Source organism: Mesorhizobium sp. HAY1-8B, assembly GCF_056868045.1.
The window spans coordinates 3,960,454-3,976,321 of sequence record NZ_CP200321.1 but is presented as its reverse complement, the minus strand read 5'-3'; the positions used below and the strand labels follow the sequence as shown (position 1 = coordinate 3,976,321).

14 protein-coding genes and 1 pseudogene are annotated in these 15,868 nt (G+C 63.5%); 12 read left to right on the top strand and 3 right to left on the bottom strand.

Going from position 1 to position 15,868, the window contains the following annotated elements; genetic code table 11:
- Window positions 1-61 precede the first annotated feature (61 nt).
- The 4 genes from speB (at window position 62) to AC1VON_RS18735 (ending at window position 3,265) form a co-directional block, all read left to right on the top strand.
- A complete protein-coding gene (gene speB / locus AC1VON_RS18750) occupies window positions 62-1,069 on the top strand; it encodes an agmatinase (protein ID WP_056562410.1) in 1,008 nt (335 codons plus the stop codon).
- A gap of 30 nt (window positions 1,070-1,099) precedes the next feature.
- Window positions 1,100-2,026, top strand: a complete 927-nt coding sequence (gene argC, locus AC1VON_RS18745) for an N-acetyl-gamma-glutamyl-phosphate reductase (RefSeq protein ID WP_483124490.1) — start codon at window positions 1,100-1,102, stop codon at window positions 2,024-2,026.
- The gene (locus AC1VON_RS18740; protein ID WP_483124489.1) at window positions 2,026-2,865 is read left to right on the top strand and encodes an aminoglycoside phosphotransferase family protein; all 840 of its coding nucleotides are present in this window, start codon (window positions 2,026-2,028) and stop codon (window positions 2,863-2,865) included. Before argC ends, AC1VON_RS18740 begins: the two co-directional genes overlap by 1 nt.
- 76 nt (window positions 2,866-2,941) lie before the next feature.
- Entirely contained in the window at window positions 2,942-3,265 is a 324-nt protein-coding gene (locus tag AC1VON_RS18735; protein WP_172350873.1) for a hypothetical protein, read from the top strand.
- Between the two features lie 19 nt (window positions 3,266-3,284).
- On the opposite strand, the gene AC1VON_RS18730 is transcribed toward AC1VON_RS18735, so the two are convergent.
- On the bottom strand, window positions 3,285-4,379 hold the full coding sequence (locus AC1VON_RS18730) for a COX15/CtaA family protein (protein ID WP_483124488.1): 1,095 nt from the start codon (window positions 4,377-4,379) through the stop codon (window positions 3,285-3,287).
- A 152-nt stretch (window positions 4,380-4,531) separates the two neighbouring features.
- On the opposite strand from AC1VON_RS18730, the gene AC1VON_RS18725 reads away from it, so the two are divergent.
- A complete protein-coding gene (locus tag AC1VON_RS18725; RefSeq protein ID WP_172350875.1) occupies window positions 4,532-4,747 on the top strand; it encodes a DUF2842 domain-containing protein in 216 nt (71 codons plus the stop codon).
- 105 nt (window positions 4,748-4,852) lie between these two features.
- Entirely contained in the window at window positions 4,853-5,257 is a 405-nt protein-coding gene (locus AC1VON_RS18720; RefSeq protein WP_483124487.1) for a hypothetical protein, read from the top strand.
- A gap of 47 nt (window positions 5,258-5,304) precedes the next feature.
- Here AC1VON_RS18720 and AC1VON_RS18715 read toward each other — a convergent pair whose 3' ends face one another.
- Window positions 5,305-6,363, bottom strand: coding sequence for a polysaccharide deacetylase family protein (locus AC1VON_RS18715; protein WP_483124486.1), 1,059 nt, complete (start codon window positions 6,361-6,363; stop codon window positions 5,305-5,307).
- A gap of 90 nt (window positions 6,364-6,453) precedes the next feature.
- Between AC1VON_RS18715 and AC1VON_RS18710 the strand changes: the two genes are divergently transcribed.
- Window positions 6,454-7,683, top strand: coding sequence for a GNAT family N-acetyltransferase (locus AC1VON_RS18710; RefSeq protein ID WP_483124485.1), 1,230 nt, complete (start codon window positions 6,454-6,456; stop codon window positions 7,681-7,683).
- A 12-nt stretch (window positions 7,684-7,695) separates the two neighbouring features.
- Window positions 7,696-8,540: pseudogene (locus AC1VON_RS18705) on the top strand (GNAT family N-acetyltransferase).
- A gap of 27 nt (window positions 8,541-8,567) precedes the next feature.
- Here AC1VON_RS18705 and AC1VON_RS18700 read toward each other — a convergent pair.
- Window positions 8,568-10,886, bottom strand: coding sequence for a GumC family protein (locus AC1VON_RS18700; protein ID WP_483124484.1), 2,319 nt, complete (start codon window positions 10,884-10,886; stop codon window positions 8,568-8,570).
- A 256-nt stretch (window positions 10,887-11,142) separates the two neighbouring features.
- On the opposite strand from AC1VON_RS18700, the gene AC1VON_RS18695 reads away from it, so the two are divergent.
- From AC1VON_RS18695 to AC1VON_RS18680, 4 genes are all read left to right on the top strand, one after another.
- Window positions 11,143-11,706, top strand: coding sequence for a polysaccharide biosynthesis/export family protein (locus tag AC1VON_RS18695; protein ID WP_056565427.1), 564 nt, complete (start codon window positions 11,143-11,145; stop codon window positions 11,704-11,706).
- Between the two features lie 10 nt (window positions 11,707-11,716).
- Entirely contained in the window at window positions 11,717-12,847 is a 1,131-nt protein-coding gene (locus tag AC1VON_RS18690; protein WP_483124483.1) for a glycosyltransferase, read from the top strand.
- An 89-nt stretch (window positions 12,848-12,936) separates the two neighbouring features.
- On the top strand, window positions 12,937-14,472 hold the full coding sequence (locus AC1VON_RS18685) for an undecaprenyl-phosphate glucose phosphotransferase (RefSeq protein WP_172350882.1): 1,536 nt from the start codon (window positions 12,937-12,939) through the stop codon (window positions 14,470-14,472).
- The gene (locus AC1VON_RS18680; protein ID WP_483124482.1) at window positions 14,469-15,719 is read left to right on the top strand and encodes an O-antigen ligase family protein; all 1,251 of its coding nucleotides are present in this window, start codon (window positions 14,469-14,471) and stop codon (window positions 15,717-15,719) included. Before AC1VON_RS18685 ends, AC1VON_RS18680 begins: the two co-directional genes overlap by 4 nt.
- The last annotated feature ends 149 nt before the right edge of the window (window positions 15,720-15,868 follow it).

The following is a 15,868-nucleotide window of genomic DNA, read 5'->3' as shown; positions in this document are numbered from 1 at the left end:
GACTGGCATCTTCCGTGCCGGTTTTGTAGTTGTTGCACCCCGATGAAAACGAGGACCAGTAATGGCGACCAAGAACATCGACCATGCCTTCACCGCCCGTTCCAAGACGGGCGGCGCCCTTGAGCCGACCTATTCCGGCGCGCTGTCGTTCATGCGGCGCAAATACACCAAGGACGTGAAGGGCGCGGACGCGGTGGTGTGGGGCATTCCCTTCGACGCCGCCGTCACCAACCGGCCCGGCGCCCGTTTCGGGCCGCAGGCTATACGCCGCGCCTCGGCCATCCTCGACAATGACCCGCAATACCCGTTCTCGCGCGATCTGTTCGAGCATCTGGCCGTGGTCGATTATGGCGACTGCCTGCTCGACTCCGGCAACCACCAGAAGACGCCCGGCACGATCGAGCGCGAAGCGGCCAAGATCCTGAAGTCGGGCGCTTTCCTTTTGACGCTCGGCGGCGACCATTTCGTTACCTGGCCGCTGCTCAAGGCGCATGCCGCCATCCACGGACCGCTCGCTCTGGTGCAGTTCGACGCGCATCAGGATACGTGGGAAGATGACGGCAAGCGCATCGACCACGGATCCTTCGTCGGCCGTGCGGTCAAGGAAGGCATCATCGACCCCGACCGGTCGATCCAGATCGGCATCCGGACGCACGCGCCCGACACGTTCGGCATCAAGATCCTCTACGGCCACGAAATCGAGGAGATGCGTGCGTCCGACATCGCCTACGCCATCGTCGACCGCACCGGCGGCAAGAAGACGTACCTCACGTTCGATATCGACTGCCTCGACCCGGCCTATGCGCCCGGAACCGGCACCCCGGTTGCCGGCGGCCCATCCTCGGCGAAGATCCTGTCGACGCTGCGCCAGCTCAACCAGGTCGATATTGTCGGCGCCGATGTCGTGGAGGTTGCGCCGGCCTATGATCACGCCGATATAACGGCGATCGCCGGCTCGATGGTGGCCATGCAATATCTCGGCCTGCTGGCTGAACGAAAGGCACGACAGGTAGAGATGAACAACGGCAATCATAACGGTGCCGCGGTGAATCAAGGTCACGGCATATAGTCTTGAAATATCAGGGAATTTGATCAGGTCATGAAACCGAAAATCTTCATCGACGGCGAGCACGGCACCACCGGCCTCCAGATCCGGGCGCTGCTTGCCGAGCGTGGCGACCTGGAGATCATTTCCATTCCCGCGGAGCGCCGCAAGGAGACGGCGGCGCGCGCCGAATTCCTCAATGCCGCCGATATCGCGATCTTGTGCCTGCCGGACGATGCGGCGAAGGAGAGCGTCTCGCTGATCGCCAACGACACCACCAAGGTCATCGATGCGTCGACCGCGCATCGCGTCGCCGAAGGCTGGGCATATGGCTTCGCCGAGATGGACAAGGATCAGGCCAAGACGATTGCCACGGCCAAGCGCGTCGCCAATCCCGGCTGCTGGCCGCAGGGGCCGATAGCAACGCTCAGGCCACTGGTCACATCAGGCCTGCTGCCCGCCGATTTCCCGGTCACGATCAACGGCATTTCGGGCTATTCAGGCGGCGGTCGGCCGATGATCGAGGATTATGTCGCCAAGGGCGAGGACGCCTCGGAGTTCCTGCCCTATGGCCTGACCCTGCAGCACAAGCACGTGCCGGAGCTGAGGGCCTATGCGAAGCTGTCGCATGATCCGATCATGCAGCCGGCGGTCGGCAATTTCGCACAGGGCATGATCACCGTGGTGCCGCTGCAGCTCGGCGGCCTGGACCACGTGCCGACGGGCGCGGAGCTCCATGCGGCCATTGCCGACCATTTCGCCGAGATCAGGGGCGGCGTGGTGGAAGTGGCGCCTTACGCCCATCTGGAGCGTGTGCCGGAGATCGATCCCGAGATCTACAACGGCACCAACCGCATGAAGGTCTATGTCTTTGCCAACGACAAACGCGCGCAGGCGCTGCTGCTGGCGGTCTATGACAATCTCGGCAAGGGTGCCTCGGGCGCAGCCGTCCAGAACATGGACCTGATGCTCGGCCTTTGATGGACGCACCAGTCTTCCCGGCGCGCTGGAAAATCAGCGCACCCGAACTCATTGCCGAGACCTTTTCGAGCCGCATCTGGAAGGTTGTTCGCGAGGATGGCTCGCCGGCCGTCGTCAAGGCGCTCAAGCCTTTCGACGATGTCGCCGACGAGTTGCGCGGCGAGCATTTCCTCGCCTGGCGGCGCGGCGAAGGCGCGGTGCGCCTGCTTGGCCGCGACGGCCATAGAATGCTGCTCGAATATGCCGGCGACACTCTGCTTACGCGGGTTCTCGATGAACAGGGCGACAACACCGCAACCGCGATAGCGGCGGATGTGATGGCGAAATTGTTTTCGCCTGGGAAAGACCCCTTCCCGCCCGAGCTTCAGCCGCTCCGGGAACGGTTCGCCAGCCTGTTCAAGAAAGCCGCAACAGACCGCGGCGCCCGCCGCAACAGCCTCTATGTCGAGGCCGCCGCCATCGCCGATCGGCTGCTGGATGATCCGCATGACGTCAGGCCATTGCATGGCGACCTGCATCACGAAAACATCCTGCAAGGCCCGCGCGGTTGGCTGGCGATCGACCCGAAGGGCGTGCTTGGCGATCCCGGCTTCGACGCCGCCAACATGTTCTATAACCCGCTCGACCGCGACGCGCTTTGCCTCGATCCCTCGCGGATCGCACACATGGCCGAAGTCTTTGCCAGGACGCTGGGGCAGTCGCCGGCCGCGATACTGGACCATGCCATCGCCTATGGCTGCCTGTCCGCGGCATGGCATCACGAGGACGACAATGCGGCCGAGGAGAACCGCGAGCTGTCGATCGCCAAGACGATCCGGGCCGTGCGGACGAATTTCTGACCCGGGAACGGCTGAAGTAATCGATTGTTCACCATGATCGGCTAGTGACATGTCCTGGCTTTCATAAGGATTTGCCATGGTCAGCGCGATCTCGGGTTCTTCCTCGGCAACCCAGTATTCCTCGTCCAGTTCCTCGAGCAATGCAGCCCAGGAGGCAGCGCTCGAAAAGCAGATCCAGGACCTGGAGGATCAGGCCAAGGCGATCACGGATGAAGTCAAGGCCGCCCAGGTGCGGCAGGATATAGCCGTGGCCCAAGCCAAGCTTGACGCGCTCAGGGCCGCCGACGCCGACAAGGCTGCCAAGGCCGCTCAGAGCCAGTCAACGCCCTCCGCCGCCGCCTTGCGCCAAGCGGAATTCGACGGCGAGAAAACCACGCAATCCAACGAATTCTGGATGTGACGATCTGATCGGCTCGGGATCAATTCCTGAGCGCGATCTCTTGCGGCAAGGGGTAAGCTCCCTTGGTGCCGCGCCAATGCGCGGCGGCAAAGCCCAGCACGATCAGTGCGAAACCCTGATGGGTGAGCGCCATATGCAGCGGCACCTGCATCAGCAGCGTGCCGATGCCGATCGACGCCTGCACCAGCACCAGCACGAACAATAACGTCGCGCGGCGCGCATGGGTTGAGCCCGGCAAGCGGATCCGTGTCGCGATCATGTGCCAGAGCGCGACGGCGAAGACTGTATAGGCGCCGAGCCGATGAACGAACTGCACCGTCTTCGGGCTTTCGAAGAAATTGCGCCATGCCGGCTCGAGGATCAGCAGGTCACCCGGGATGATCTTGCCATCCATCAGCGGCCAGGTGTTGTAGCTCAAACCGGCATTGAGCCCGGCGACAAGGCCGCCGAGATAGATCTGGATCAGCGCCAGAAGCACGATGAAGCCGGCTAGGCGCTGCGTCGAGCGATCGGCGGCGGGCTCGGAGTGCGGCGCCAAGCCACGCGCGACGACCATGGTGGCGGTGAAGATCAGCGCCGCCAGCGTCAAATGCGTCGCCAGCCGGTACTGGCTCACCGAGACCCGGTCGACCAGGCCGGAGGCCACCATCCACCAGCCGATGGCGCCTTGCAGGCCACCGAGAAGCAGGATGCCGACCAGCTTTGGCCCAAGGCCGCGCTCGATGCGGCGCGTTACCCAGAAGACCAGCAGCGGCAAGGCGAAAACCAGGCCGACGCTGCGCGCCAGCAGACGATGCGCCCACTCCCACCAGAAGATCGACTTGAACGCCTCGATGCTCATGCCCTTGTTGAGCTCGGTGTATTGCGGGATCTGCTGGTAACGCTGGAATTCCTCTTGCCACTCGGCGTCGTTGAGCGGCGGGATGACGCCATGGATCGGCTGCCATTCGGTGATCGACAGGCCCAACTCGGTAAGCCGCGTGGCGCCGCCGACCAGCACCAGTGCAAACAGCACCAGAAGCACGACATAAAGCCAGCCCCGAACCAGCGCCCGGTTGTGCAGGTCACGGTCGCGGGCAGCGTATGGCGCAGCGGCGGCTGATATGGCAGCCATGATCTTGTCCCGGCAGGTTGAAGTCGCGGATAGGTGAACCATCGCACCCCTGCTGGCAAGGCCATCCGGCGCGGCACGCCGTCGCGCCGCCCGCAGCGGGTTGCGCGCTTCCTGCGTTCGGCTTAAGCGATAGCGATCAACGAGGCCAAGCCATGCCTATTCGCCTGAAGAAGCTGATCGGAATGTTCCTGCTTGTGGCGCTGGTGATCATCTATGCGCTCGTCGCATCGATCTTCGCGGTCGCCCGTTTGTCGGAATCGGGTGCGTTGGTGCAATTCCTGTTCTTCCTGCTCAGCGGGCTGCTGTGGGTACTGCCGGCGATGGGCATCATCAAGTGGCTGATGCTGGAGCCGCGCTCGAAAGGCTGAAACAGGCCCGCTTCGGTTTACAGGGGTCACGCGTCAAGAACGCGAATGTGATCCATCGCCCCCGAACAAGGGGCTATCCTGACGGTGCCCACCTGGGAGGCCGGCATGCTGAAAGGGATGTTCGCAGGGCTGAGCTTGTTGTTCACCCCGCTGGCCGCGTCGGCCGCGGCGGCCGAAACCATCAACGTCTCGGACAACCATGGCGGCAGCGTCGCCGCCTACAGCCAGCGCTGGAAAGCGTTGGCGGCGCGCGGCGTCAATGTGCGCATTGTCGGCAAATGCCGGTCCGCCTGCACGGTGCTGCTCGGCTATGTCCCCCGCAGCCGCATATGCGTCATGCCGACGGCGAGTTTCGGCTTCCATCTCGCCCACCGCACCGACATGACCGGCGTGTTGTGGAAGGCTTATGCCTCCGACATCCGCGGCTGGATCAACGCGCATGGCGGATTGACGGCCGACTTCAAATGGATGAGCGCGCCGGACACCTACCGCTATTTCCACAAATGCTGACACGTCGCGGATGTTCGCCGGCTCGGTCGCCTTGACAAGGCAGCCCGTCAGATGGTGACGACCATCTTGCCGGCATTGGCGAGCGGCGTGGTCACGCCCGACAGCATGGTGCGGATGTGGGCGAGGCTCTGGTAGCGGCCATTGATTGAAATCCGCGGCAAGGCATGCAGGAAGCCGGCATGTTCGGCGCGCAGCACGCCATGGCGGGTCGTCACGGCGGAGACATAGCCGGCGTCACGGGCAAAGCCCACCTCGCGGCAGCCGACGGCGCTCGCATAGCCATAGGGATAGGCGAAATGGCGGGGCTCCCTGCCGAGCTCGGCGCGCAACTTCTCCTTTACAGCGCCGATCTCATACCGCGCATCGGTCTCGGACAACCGCTTCAGATTGCTGTGGTTGATCGTATGGGCGCCAATCGTCACCAATGAATGTGCCGCGACAGTGCGAATCTCATCCCAGTTCATCAGTGTCCGCAGGCGCGGGGCGTCCGCGTCGACCCCGTTTGAATTGGCCAGATCGCGCAGCACGGTCCGCAAATCCTCCTCGCGAACCTCGGTAGCGAGATAGGCATGCAGCCGGGCTATCGCCTGGGTTTTCCTGGCGGGGGTCTTGCAATCGATCACCGCCGGACCTTTAGGGGTCGCGAGCGTCAGGCGATCGCACACATTGACGATGTCCTCGGCGACGTCCCACCAGAGATCGGCGGTGCCGTCGATCAGGCCGGGCGCGACATAGATGGTGATCGGCGCGCCGTGCTTTTCCAGCACCGGCAGGGCCTCGGTCATGTTGTCGCGATAGGCATCGTCGGCGGTGATGGTGGCGAACCGGCCGCCCCTGCCGCCTGCCTTGATGCGCTCCACGGCTTCGTCCATCGAGACGAAGGCATAGCCGTCCGCCTTCATGTCGCCGATCACCGCGTCGAGGAAGCTGGGCGCGATGTTGAGATGCCGGTTGACGCTGTCGGGTTTTTCCGGTGTCGCCGTCACGCGGTGCAGCATCAGGATGGCGCCGATGCCGCCGACAAATGGCCTGGCCAGCGGTGCAAGGCCGGTATAACGGGCGACGTTGAGCGCCAGTTTCCGGATTGCCTCCCCACCGTCGATCATTCATTCACCTTTTGCGCCTAGGCTGATCCAAGCACGGAATACGCCTGAGCGCCCCCCAAATCGGGATCAGTACGCCTTAAGGATTGAGGTATGGTTGACGCAATGGCGTCATTTGACGGCAATCGGCTCGCGGCGACCGAGGCTTCGCCACGCGCCCGGCCGAAGGATGCCGAGGGGCTGTCGGTTTCCGTCGTGGGTGCGGACGGGCTAGCGGCCTATGCGGAGTTCTGCCGGTCGGCGCTTAGCGCGCCGGCACAGGGCGCGACATGGATCCTGAACTGGGCCGCTCAGGTCAAGCCGGATCTGCTCGTGGCAACGCTCACTCTCGAAGGCAAGCCGGTCTTCGCGCTGGCGCTGGAGATTGTCAGCCGCGGCCCGTTCCGAGTCGCCCGTTTCATGGGCGACCGCCACGCCAATGGAAATTTCGCGGCAGCCGACACCCAATGGCTGAACAGGGCGGATCGCGCAAACGTCGGCGCGATGTTCGCAGCCATCGCCAAGGCTCGTCCCGACATCGATCTCATCGCGCTGGAAAGGTTGCTGCCCGATCTCGAGGGCATCGCCAATCCGCTTGCGTCGCTCGACCATTTTGCCAGCCCCAATCTTTCGCTGGCCGTCGATCTTGCCGGTGGCTTCGATGCGCTGCTGCTGCGCGCCAGCGGTAAGCGCAAACGCAAGAAGCATCGTTCGCAGACGCGCAAATTCGAGGCCGTCGGCAGCCACCGGCGCATCGAGGCGCGAACTTCGGACGAAGTGGACAGGCTGCTCGACGCCTTCTTCGAGATGAAGGAACATCGCTTTCGCAAGATGGGCATTGCCAACGTCTTCGGCGACGCTCGGATACGTGCCTTCTTCCGGGAGCTGTTCACACAAGCCCTGGCCGAGGACAAGCCATCTTTCCTGCTGCATGGCCTGGAGGTCGCCGGCAAGCTGCGCGCCGTCACCGGGTCGAGCCGTTCGGGCAAGCGCCTGATCTGCGAGTTCGGCGCGATCGCGGAGGACGATCTCGCGCACAGTAGTCCCGGCGATTTCCTGTTCTTCGACAACATACAGGAAGCCTGCGACACCGGCTTTGCCGTCTATGATTTCTCCGTCGGCGACGAGGCCTACAAACGGCAGTGGTGCGATATCGAAACCCGGCATTTCGAGGTGCTGGTCCCGCTGACACTGAAGGGCCGCGCCCTGGCGCAGTCGCTTCGCCAGGGCGCGCGGCTGAAGGCCTTCGTCAAGAACAGCCCGACGATCTGGAAACTGACCAAGATGCTGCGCCGCAAGGCAGCCGGACAGCCAGCGCCCGCGGCTGTCGAGGACGACAGTTAAGCTCGCTTCGAAATGAGCGCCATGAAGCCGACCATCCGCACGCTATCCCTCCGGGAACTGACTGACCTCATCGACTGGGCAGCCGCCGAGGGCTGGAACCCGGGCCTTGAAGACGCGGCGATGTTCCAAGCCGCGGATCCGGAGGGCTTCATCGGGGCTTTCGTCGGCGACGAGATGGTCGCCGCGATCTCGGCGGTGGCCTATGGGCACGATTTTGGTTTCATCGGCCTCTACATCAGCCGTCCGGACATGCGCGGCAAAGGCTATGGCAAGGCGGTGTGGACCGCTGGCATGGCCAGGTTGGCCGGGCGCGCCATCGGACTGGATGGCGTCGAAGAGCAGCGGGCCAACTACCAGAGAAAAGGGTTCAGGCCGGTCTACGAGACCATCCGCTACAGCGGGCGCCCTGCGGGCTCGCCCGTCGGCGCCGGGCGGCCTCGCATCGTGACAGCGCAACCGGGGCCCGACATCATCGGATATGACGCGCTTTGCTTTCCCGCGCCCCGGCCCTCTTTCCTGCAGCAATGGCTGCAGCCGCCTCACCGTGCCCTGGCCGCGATCCAATCGTGGGGAGCGGCCGGCTATGCGGTAGCCGTTCCTGCCGCAGCGGCTTCAAGGTCGGCCCGCTCTTCGCCGACGACACGCAGACCGCGCTCGAATTGCTCGCGGAGCTGGCAAGTGCGTGCAAAGGCGACGAGCTGAACATCGACGTCCCAGCCACCCAAGTCGATTTCATCGCGGCGCTCGAGGCGGCGGGCTTCTCACCGACCTTCACCACCACCCGCATGTATCAAGGCCCACCCCCGAAGCTTGATGCCAACAGGATATTCGGCGTGACGACGCTGGAACTGGGATAGGTCAGGCGGTCTGCGAACAGCGGCTGTTCAGGCCGCGGAGCGCCGGCCCGGAGTGCCCGGCGGCTCGTGGCCAAGCGGCGTCACCAGCGTCAGGTCGGGGTAACCGCTCTCGATCAGCTTGACCGCGGCTCGCGTCACCTCGTCGTCCGGCTCGAGCATGGACAGGAACACTTCGGTGGCGTCGCCGCCCAGGCGGCTGATGCCTTGCGCGTCGGCCGGCCCGCACTCGACCACCACCAGATCATAGGCCGTGGTCAGCGACTGCATGATGATCGGCAACCTGTCGGCGGCGCGCATGGCGCGGACCGGATCGGCGGTGCCGACCGGAATGACGTGGCAATCGGAATAGAGATCGGCATGGATGACGTCACTGAACTGCGCCTGCGAGGCGAGCAGATCGGTGATGCCCGGGAAAAGTCCGCTGTCCAGCATTGGCCGCGAAGCAGCACCCGAGGCGGTAAGATCGAGCAGCAAGACGCGCAGGCCGGCGTCGGACACCTCGCGCGCCACCAGGATCGCCGATGCGGCTGCCTCGTCGCCTTCGGGCGAAACGAATATCGCGCGTGCGGCCCCGCTGGCGATCAGCTTTTCCGCGGCCTTCTCGATGTCGATCTCACCGAGCACCGAGCGCGGCCGCTGGACCTCCACGACGGATTCCGGCTCGGTAGCTACGGCCTTGGCGACAGGCTCTGGCTGGGCGGCAGGCCCAGGCTCGGTGGCAGGCTCAGGCTCGGTAGCAGGCTCAGGCTCGGCAATGGGCTGGGGTCGCACCGTCATCTCGGAATCCGCGACCGTTTCGGACCATGGCGCCTCAGCACCTGGATTGGCGAACTCGCTGGCGACAGCCGGCTCAAGGCGGCCAGCTGGTTCCAGGGGAGCGGCCGGCTCCTGGCGGGCAGTTGTCGGCATCGCCACTTCGTCGATCGGTGCAAAACGGGCTCCCGTGGCCGGGCGCATGGCACGGCCCGAGAAGAGCTCCCGCAGCAGCGTGAAGACCGCCGCCAGCAGAAGCGAAGCCGCGGCGGCGGCGCCAACGATCGGCCCGACCTTGGGGAAGTATGGCTCGGAGGGCACCGAAGCCGGCGAGGAGACACGAGCGTCGACCGGCGCATAGTTGCGGTCCTGACGCGAGGCTGCCTCGCGGTAGTTGGTGAGATAGAGTTCGAGCTGTTGGCGCTTGGCCGCCGCATCGCGCTGCAGCGCGTCGAGACCGACCTGCTGTTCGCCAGCCTGTGCCGAGGCCGCCTTCAGCGTGTTGACATCGGCGACGAGCTGGTTCTCACGTGCCTTGGCGGCATCGGCCTGCATAACCAGGCCCTTCATGACCTTCTGCGCTTCGCTGCGGATCTGCGCATCGAGATCGGCCAGCTGTGATTTCGCCGCGCGAACGCGCGGATGATTGTCGAGCATCGTCGTCGACAGATCGGCGATGTTGGCGCGCAGCTCGACCTGGCGCTCCCGCAAACGCTGGATCAGGTCGGACGACAGCACTTCCGGCAGCGAATCCAGCGAGCCCCCATTCTGCAGCGCCTTGCGTACGCTGTCGGCGGTACCTTCGGCCGCGGCGCGATTGGCCCGCACCCGCGACAATTCGGTCGACAGCTCGGCCAGTTGCTGTGTGGCCAAGGTGGAATTGTTGCCGCCCATCAGGAGGTCCGACTGGCCGCGATACGCCGCGACCTTGGCCTCGGCATCCCTGACCTGCTTCGACAGGTCGGCGATCTCCGGCGCCAGAAAATCCGCGGCGGCAGTGTTCGATTCGCTCTTGGCCGCGCCCTGCCCGGCAATATAGGCAGCGGCAATGGCGTCTGGGATGGCTGCGGCGAGCTTGGGATCCTCCGAGGAGAACTCGATGGCAATGATGCGAGTTTTTTCAACGCCAAAGACGTTGAGCTTCTCGCGCATCTTCTTCAACACGCGTTCGTCGGCCGGAATATCCATCGGATCGTTCTTCAGCCCAAGCAGGATCAGCACGCGGCTGAGGGACGACATGTTGATCGTTTCGTCGAACTCAGGCAGTCGCGCCAAGCCGAGTTTCTGCGCCACCTGCTTGAGGATTTCGTTGGACGAAATGATCTGGACCTGGGTGGCGACGCCTTGCTCGTCGAGGATCGGCTTGTCGCCGTCATTGTTGCTGCCGGCCGGGCGGGTATAAACGGATTCGCGCGGGGCGATCTCCACCTGCGTCTGCGCCTTGTAGTGTCGTGTCGCGAACGAAGCGAACGCAAACGCCAGGCCTGTCACGACCAGAACAAAGAGCAATATGCGCAGCCAGTTCCTCGCCAGGCTGGCGAAAAGCTGCCTGAGATCGACATCGACATCTGCGGCCGCGGACTGAACGGACATGCATCCCTACTCCGAAACTGGGTCAGGATGCACCGTAAACAACTATGGTAACTCAGCAGTTAAGATCGCGGTAATACTCCATTAGGGATTACTGGCGAGCGGCTAGAAAAAACGACAAAATGGCAAAATCCCTGCCGGCGCGAGCTCTATTGGCCGTAGCCTTTACCGGCCATTAACCCTAACAGGACGATAACGAACCCGATCCCAGATGTTTGCTGCGACGCCGCAGCGGCCAGTCGAAGGTACGTATCCGGTCATGAAAAGCACTGCTTCCCTCGTTCGCGCGCTGCTTGCCGTATCGATGCTCGCCGGCTGCTCCAGCTACCGCCCGCCGCCGGCGGCCTTCCACGAGGTCCTCGACCAGCCTTATCGCCTCGGCGCCGGCGACCGCGTCCGCGTCACCGTGTTCGAACAGGACGGCCTGACCAACACCTACAGTGTCGACCAGTCCGGCTATCTCTCCTTCCCGCTTGTCGGTGCCGTACCCGCGCGTGGTCACACCGCGCAGCAGATGGAAAAGGAGATCGCCGACAAATTGCGACAAGGCTATCTGCGCGACCCGGACGTTTCGGTCGAGATCGACCGCTACCGGCCGATCTTCGTCATGGGCGAAGTGGGCGCTGCCGGCCAGTATTCCTACGTGCCCGGCCTGACCGTGCAGAAGGCCATCGCCATTGCCGGAGGCTTCACACCACGCGCCAACCAGGAAAGCGTCGACATCACCCGCGACATCAACGGCAAGGTGATGACCGGGCGCGTGGTCACCTCCGACCCGCTGCTGCCCGGAGATACCGTCTTCGTCCGCGAACGCCTGTTCTGACAGATACCACGTGGCGGACAAGCTCAGGATCGTCCACTGCTTTCGTTCACCCGTCGGAGGAATTTTCCGGCATGTGCGCGACCTGACGGAAGCTCAGGTCGCGGCCGGCCATGTGGTCGGGATCGTCTGCGATTCGACCACCGGCGGCGAATTCGAGGAGCGCCTGTTCGAGCAGATGAAGGACACGCTGGCGCTCGGTATCCATCGCACGCCAATGCAGCGCCATGTCGGCCCGGGCGATCTCGCCTCGGCCCGGCGCACCTACAGGATCATCAAGGAATTGCAGCCGGACGTCCTGCACGGGCACGGTGCCAAGGGTGGCGCCTATGCCCGTCTGTTCGGCTCATTGTTGCGGGTATCAAGGTCTCGCGTAGCCCGCCTTTATTCGCCGCATGGCGGCTCCCTCCACTATGACGAAACAACAGCCACGGGGAGGCTGTTCTTCGCACTGGAGCGCTCCATGGCGCGCTTCACCGATTGCCTGCTCTTCGTCTCGGATTATGAGCGGCGAACCTATCGCAGGAAGGTGGGCGAGCCGCCGATCCCGAACACGCTGGTCTACAACGGACTGCGCGCCACGGAATTCGAACCGGTGGCGATCGAACCCGATGCGGCGGATCTGCTCTATATCGGCATGATGCGGGACCTGAAGGGCCCCGACATCTTCATCGATGCGCTGGCCGCAGCCGGTCCCCGGCTTGGCCGTACGCTGAGCGCGGTGATGGTCGGCGACGGCGACGACCTACCGCGCTACCACGCGCAGGTGAAGCGTCTTGGGCTTCAGGACCATGTCCGCTTCCTGCCGCCAATGCCGGCCAGGGAGGCCTTCGCGCTGGCAGCGCTCGTCGTCGTTCCCTCGCGCGCCGAAGCCATGCCCTATATCGTGCTGGAAGCGCTTGCCGCGGCAAGACCCATGATCGCAACCGCTGTCGGCGGCATACCGGAGATTTTCGCTTCCGGCTCCCCTGCCCTGATCAGGCCCGATCCCGTCGAACTCACTGAAAAGATGAGTGAGGCGCTGGCCGATCTCGCAGCCTACGGCAAGCTGATGCCCGACGGCGCCGGCCTCAAGGCGCGTTTCGGCGCCGACGTCATGGCCGCCGAAATCGAGAAGGCCTATTTCGCCGCGCTCGGCAGGTGACGCCCCAAGCCTTTCCAAAGCCACGTGTTGTTTCAAGGGTTTCTTAGCTCTCTTTTGCTAATCACCCTGGGAAGCTTGCGGACTGTTCCATGAACGAGATTGACCCCGCGCGCCGCTTTTCAGCAGAAGCTGTGCGTAAATTCAACGGCCCGACCGATGGCGACGCACCCGGGGGCATGAACGATGTTGCCCGACAGGTCGCGTCGCAATACCGGCGCGATACGATGTCGCCGATCATGGTCAGCGGTGTCCTGCGCATGGTCGAGTTCGCGATCCTGTTCCTTTCGGGGCTCTGCGTCTATTTCTACTATGTCGGGTTCTTCAACTATCTCGCCTGGCAATATCCGGTGACGATCGCCGCCGCGTCGTTCCTCGCCGTGGTTCTGCTCGATGTCACCGACTGCTACCAGGTCGTTTCCCTGATGCGGCCGATCGCCAATTTCGGCCGCATCCTGCTGGTCTGGGCCGGCACCTTCGCGCTGATGGCGTTGACGGCTTTCACCATGAAGATGTCGGAAGACTATTCGCGACTGCTGTTCGGCACCTGGTTCGTGGTCGGCTTCGTCCTCCTCTTCGGCCTCAGGCTGGTGATGTCGAAGCTGATCCGGCGCTGGGCCCGCGATGGACGCATGGAGCGGCGCGCCGTCATTGTCGGCGGCGGCAAGGCTGCGGAAGTGCTGATCCGCTCGGTCGAAAAACAGCCTTACAACGACATCCGCATCTGCGGCATATTCGATGACCGCAGCGACAAGCGCTCGCCGCCCATCGTTGCCGGCTATCCCAAGCTCGGCACCATTTCGGAACTGATCGAGTTCGCGCGCATCGCCCGCATCGACATGCTGATCGTGTCGCTGCCGCTGACCGCCGAAACACGTGTGCTGCAGCTGTTGAAGAAACTGTGGGTGCTGCCGGTGGACATTCGGCTTTCGGCGCATTCAAACGCGCTGCAGTTCCGCCCACGCGCCTATTCCTTCATCGGTTCGGTGCCGATGCTCGACATCTTCGACAAGCCGATCAACGACTGGGATTCGGTCGCCAAGCGCGCCTTCGACATCATTTTCTCGCTGATCGGCATCATCGTCTTCTCGCCGGTGATGCTGGCGACCGCGATCGCCATAAAACTCGACAGCAAGGGACCGGTGCTGTTCAAGCAAAAGCGACACGGCTTCAACAATGAGATCATCGAGGTCTACAAGTTCCGCTCGATGTACACCGACCGGTCGGATCCCACCGCCAAGCAGACGGTGACCAAGAACGATCCGCGCGTCACCCGCGTCGGCCGCTTCATCCGCAAGACGTCGATCGACGAACTGCCGCAGTTCGTCAATTCGCTGCTGGGATCGCTGTCGCTGATCGGCCCGCGCCCGCATGCGATCGCGGCGCAGTCGCACAACCTTCTCTACAACGAGGTGGTCGACGGCTATTTCGCCCGCCACAAGGTCAAGCCGGGCGTCACCGGCTGGGCGCAGATCAACGGCTGGCGCGGCGAGATGGACACCAACGAGAAGATCCGCATGCGGACCGAATACGACCTCTACTACATCGAGAACTGGTCGCTGCTGTTCGATCTGCGGATCCTGTTCCTGACACCGATCCGGCTGCTCAACACGGAAAACGCCTATTGAGCGCGATTTCCCATGAGTTGCCGCCGGCCGCGGTCAACGCCAAGCTGATCGCGCTGATTTCTTCCGGTGCGGTGGTGTTCGGCATCCTTCTGTCCGGCTTCGTCATCAGCGAGCCGGCGCCTTACGAAATCTACATGGCCGGGCTGATCGCCATCTGGGCGCTCTTCGGCTTGCGGATCTCGCGCGCGGCCATGCCGCTGCTGGTGCTGCTGGTGACAATGAACATCGGCGGCATGATCTCGATGACGCAGATGGCGGATCTCGCCTTCACGCCCCTCTATCTCTCCGTGTCGCTGTTCCTGGCCTTCAGCGCGGTGTTCTTCGCCTCGGTCACCGCCACGCAACCAGGTCTCTACCGGCTGATCTTCAATGCCTATGTCGTCTCGGCCGTGGCTACGTCGCTGCTCGGCATAGCAGGCTATTTCCATGCCTTTCCCGGCGCCGAGATCTTCACCAAATACGACCGCGCCGCCGGCGCCTTCCAGGATCCGAACGTCTTTGGCCCGTTCCTGGTGCTGCCCGGCATCTACCTGCTCTATCTGATCCTGACCGGTTCGGTGTCGCGCATGCCGCTGCTGGCGGTGCCGCTGCTGATCATCACATTGGGCATTTTCTTCTCCTTCTCGCGCGGCGCCTGGGGCATGTTCGCCGTTTCTGCCGTGCTGCTCACCGGCTGCCTGTTCCTGCAGAGCAACAGCGGCAAGTTCCGGCTGCGCGTGGTGATAATGACCATCGCCGCGCTGTCGCTGCTGACGATCGCCATCATCGTCATCCTGCAATTGCCTGGCGTGTCGGAGATGTTCTCCAACCGCGCGCATCTCGAACAGAGCTACGACACCGCGCGCCTCGGGCGCTTCGCCCGCTACGGAATCGGCTTCCAGATGGCGATGGAGCGGCCGTTCGGCATCGGGCCGCTGGTCTTCGGCAAGATGTTCGGCGAGGACACGCACGACATCTGGCTGAAGATGCTGATGGATTATGGCTGGCTCGGCTTTGTCTCGTTCCTGACGCTGGTCGTCTGGACCATGACCGCCGGATTCCGCATCCTGCTGCGCGACCGGCCGTGGCAGCCTTACCTCTTGTGCGCCTATGTCGCCTTCATCGGCAATATCGGGCTCGGCACCTTCATCGATATCGATCACTGGCGCCACGTCTACCTGCTGCTCGGCCTGATCTGGGGCGCCATCGCCTTGGAATACCGCCATCAGCGGCTGTTGCGGCCGGCTCTGGCTCAAGCAGGAAGCTGAAGGCACGATCTGCCCAGGGTTCAGCCAAGACGAACCCGGGAGAACTCCCATTTCGAAATGGCCAGGCTCAAACCGTTCGGGCCATTGATGGCGACTAGCTGTTAGCTTTCGGGAGGTTGTCCGTTCGGACCGGACCGAGGAGACTGGAG

Bases quoted from the DNA above. Each gene is read 5' to 3' on its own strand.
- AC1VON_RS18695 (WP_056565427.1), top strand. From the start codon at position 11,143: ATGAAAAGCACTGCTTCCCTCGTTCGCGCGCTGCTTGCCGTATCGATG.
- speB (WP_056562410.1), top strand. From the start codon at position 62: ATGGCGACCAAGAACATCGACCATGCCTTCACCGCCCGTTCCAAGACG.
- AC1VON_RS18685 (WP_172350882.1), top strand. From the start codon at position 12,937: ATGAACGAGATTGACCCCGCGCGCCGCTTTTCAGCAGAAGCTGTGCGT.
- AC1VON_RS18720 (WP_483124487.1), top strand. From the start codon at position 4,853: ATGCTGAAAGGGATGTTCGCAGGGCTGAGCTTGTTGTTCACCCCGCTG.
- AC1VON_RS18715 (WP_483124486.1), bottom strand. From the start codon at position 6,363: ATGATCGACGGTGGGGAGGCAATCCGGAAACTGGCGCTCAACGTCGCC.
- AC1VON_RS18730 (WP_483124488.1), bottom strand. From the start codon at position 4,379: ATGGCTGCCATATCAGCCGCCGCTGCGCCATACGCTGCCCGCGACCGT.
- AC1VON_RS18710 (WP_483124485.1), top strand. From the start codon at position 6,454: ATGGTTGACGCAATGGCGTCATTTGACGGCAATCGGCTCGCGGCGACC.
- AC1VON_RS18700 (WP_483124484.1), bottom strand. From the start codon at position 10,886: ATGTCCGTTCAGTCCGCGGCCGCAGATGTCGATGTCGATCTCAGGCAG.
- argC (WP_483124490.1), top strand. From the start codon at position 1,100: ATGAAACCGAAAATCTTCATCGACGGCGAGCACGGCACCACCGGCCTC.
- AC1VON_RS18725 (WP_172350875.1), top strand. From the start codon at position 4,532: ATGCCTATTCGCCTGAAGAAGCTGATCGGAATGTTCCTGCTTGTGGCG.
- AC1VON_RS18740 (WP_483124489.1), top strand. From the start codon at position 2,026: ATGGACGCACCAGTCTTCCCGGCGCGCTGGAAAATCAGCGCACCCGAA.
- AC1VON_RS18735 (WP_172350873.1), top strand. From the start codon at position 2,942: ATGGTCAGCGCGATCTCGGGTTCTTCCTCGGCAACCCAGTATTCCTCG.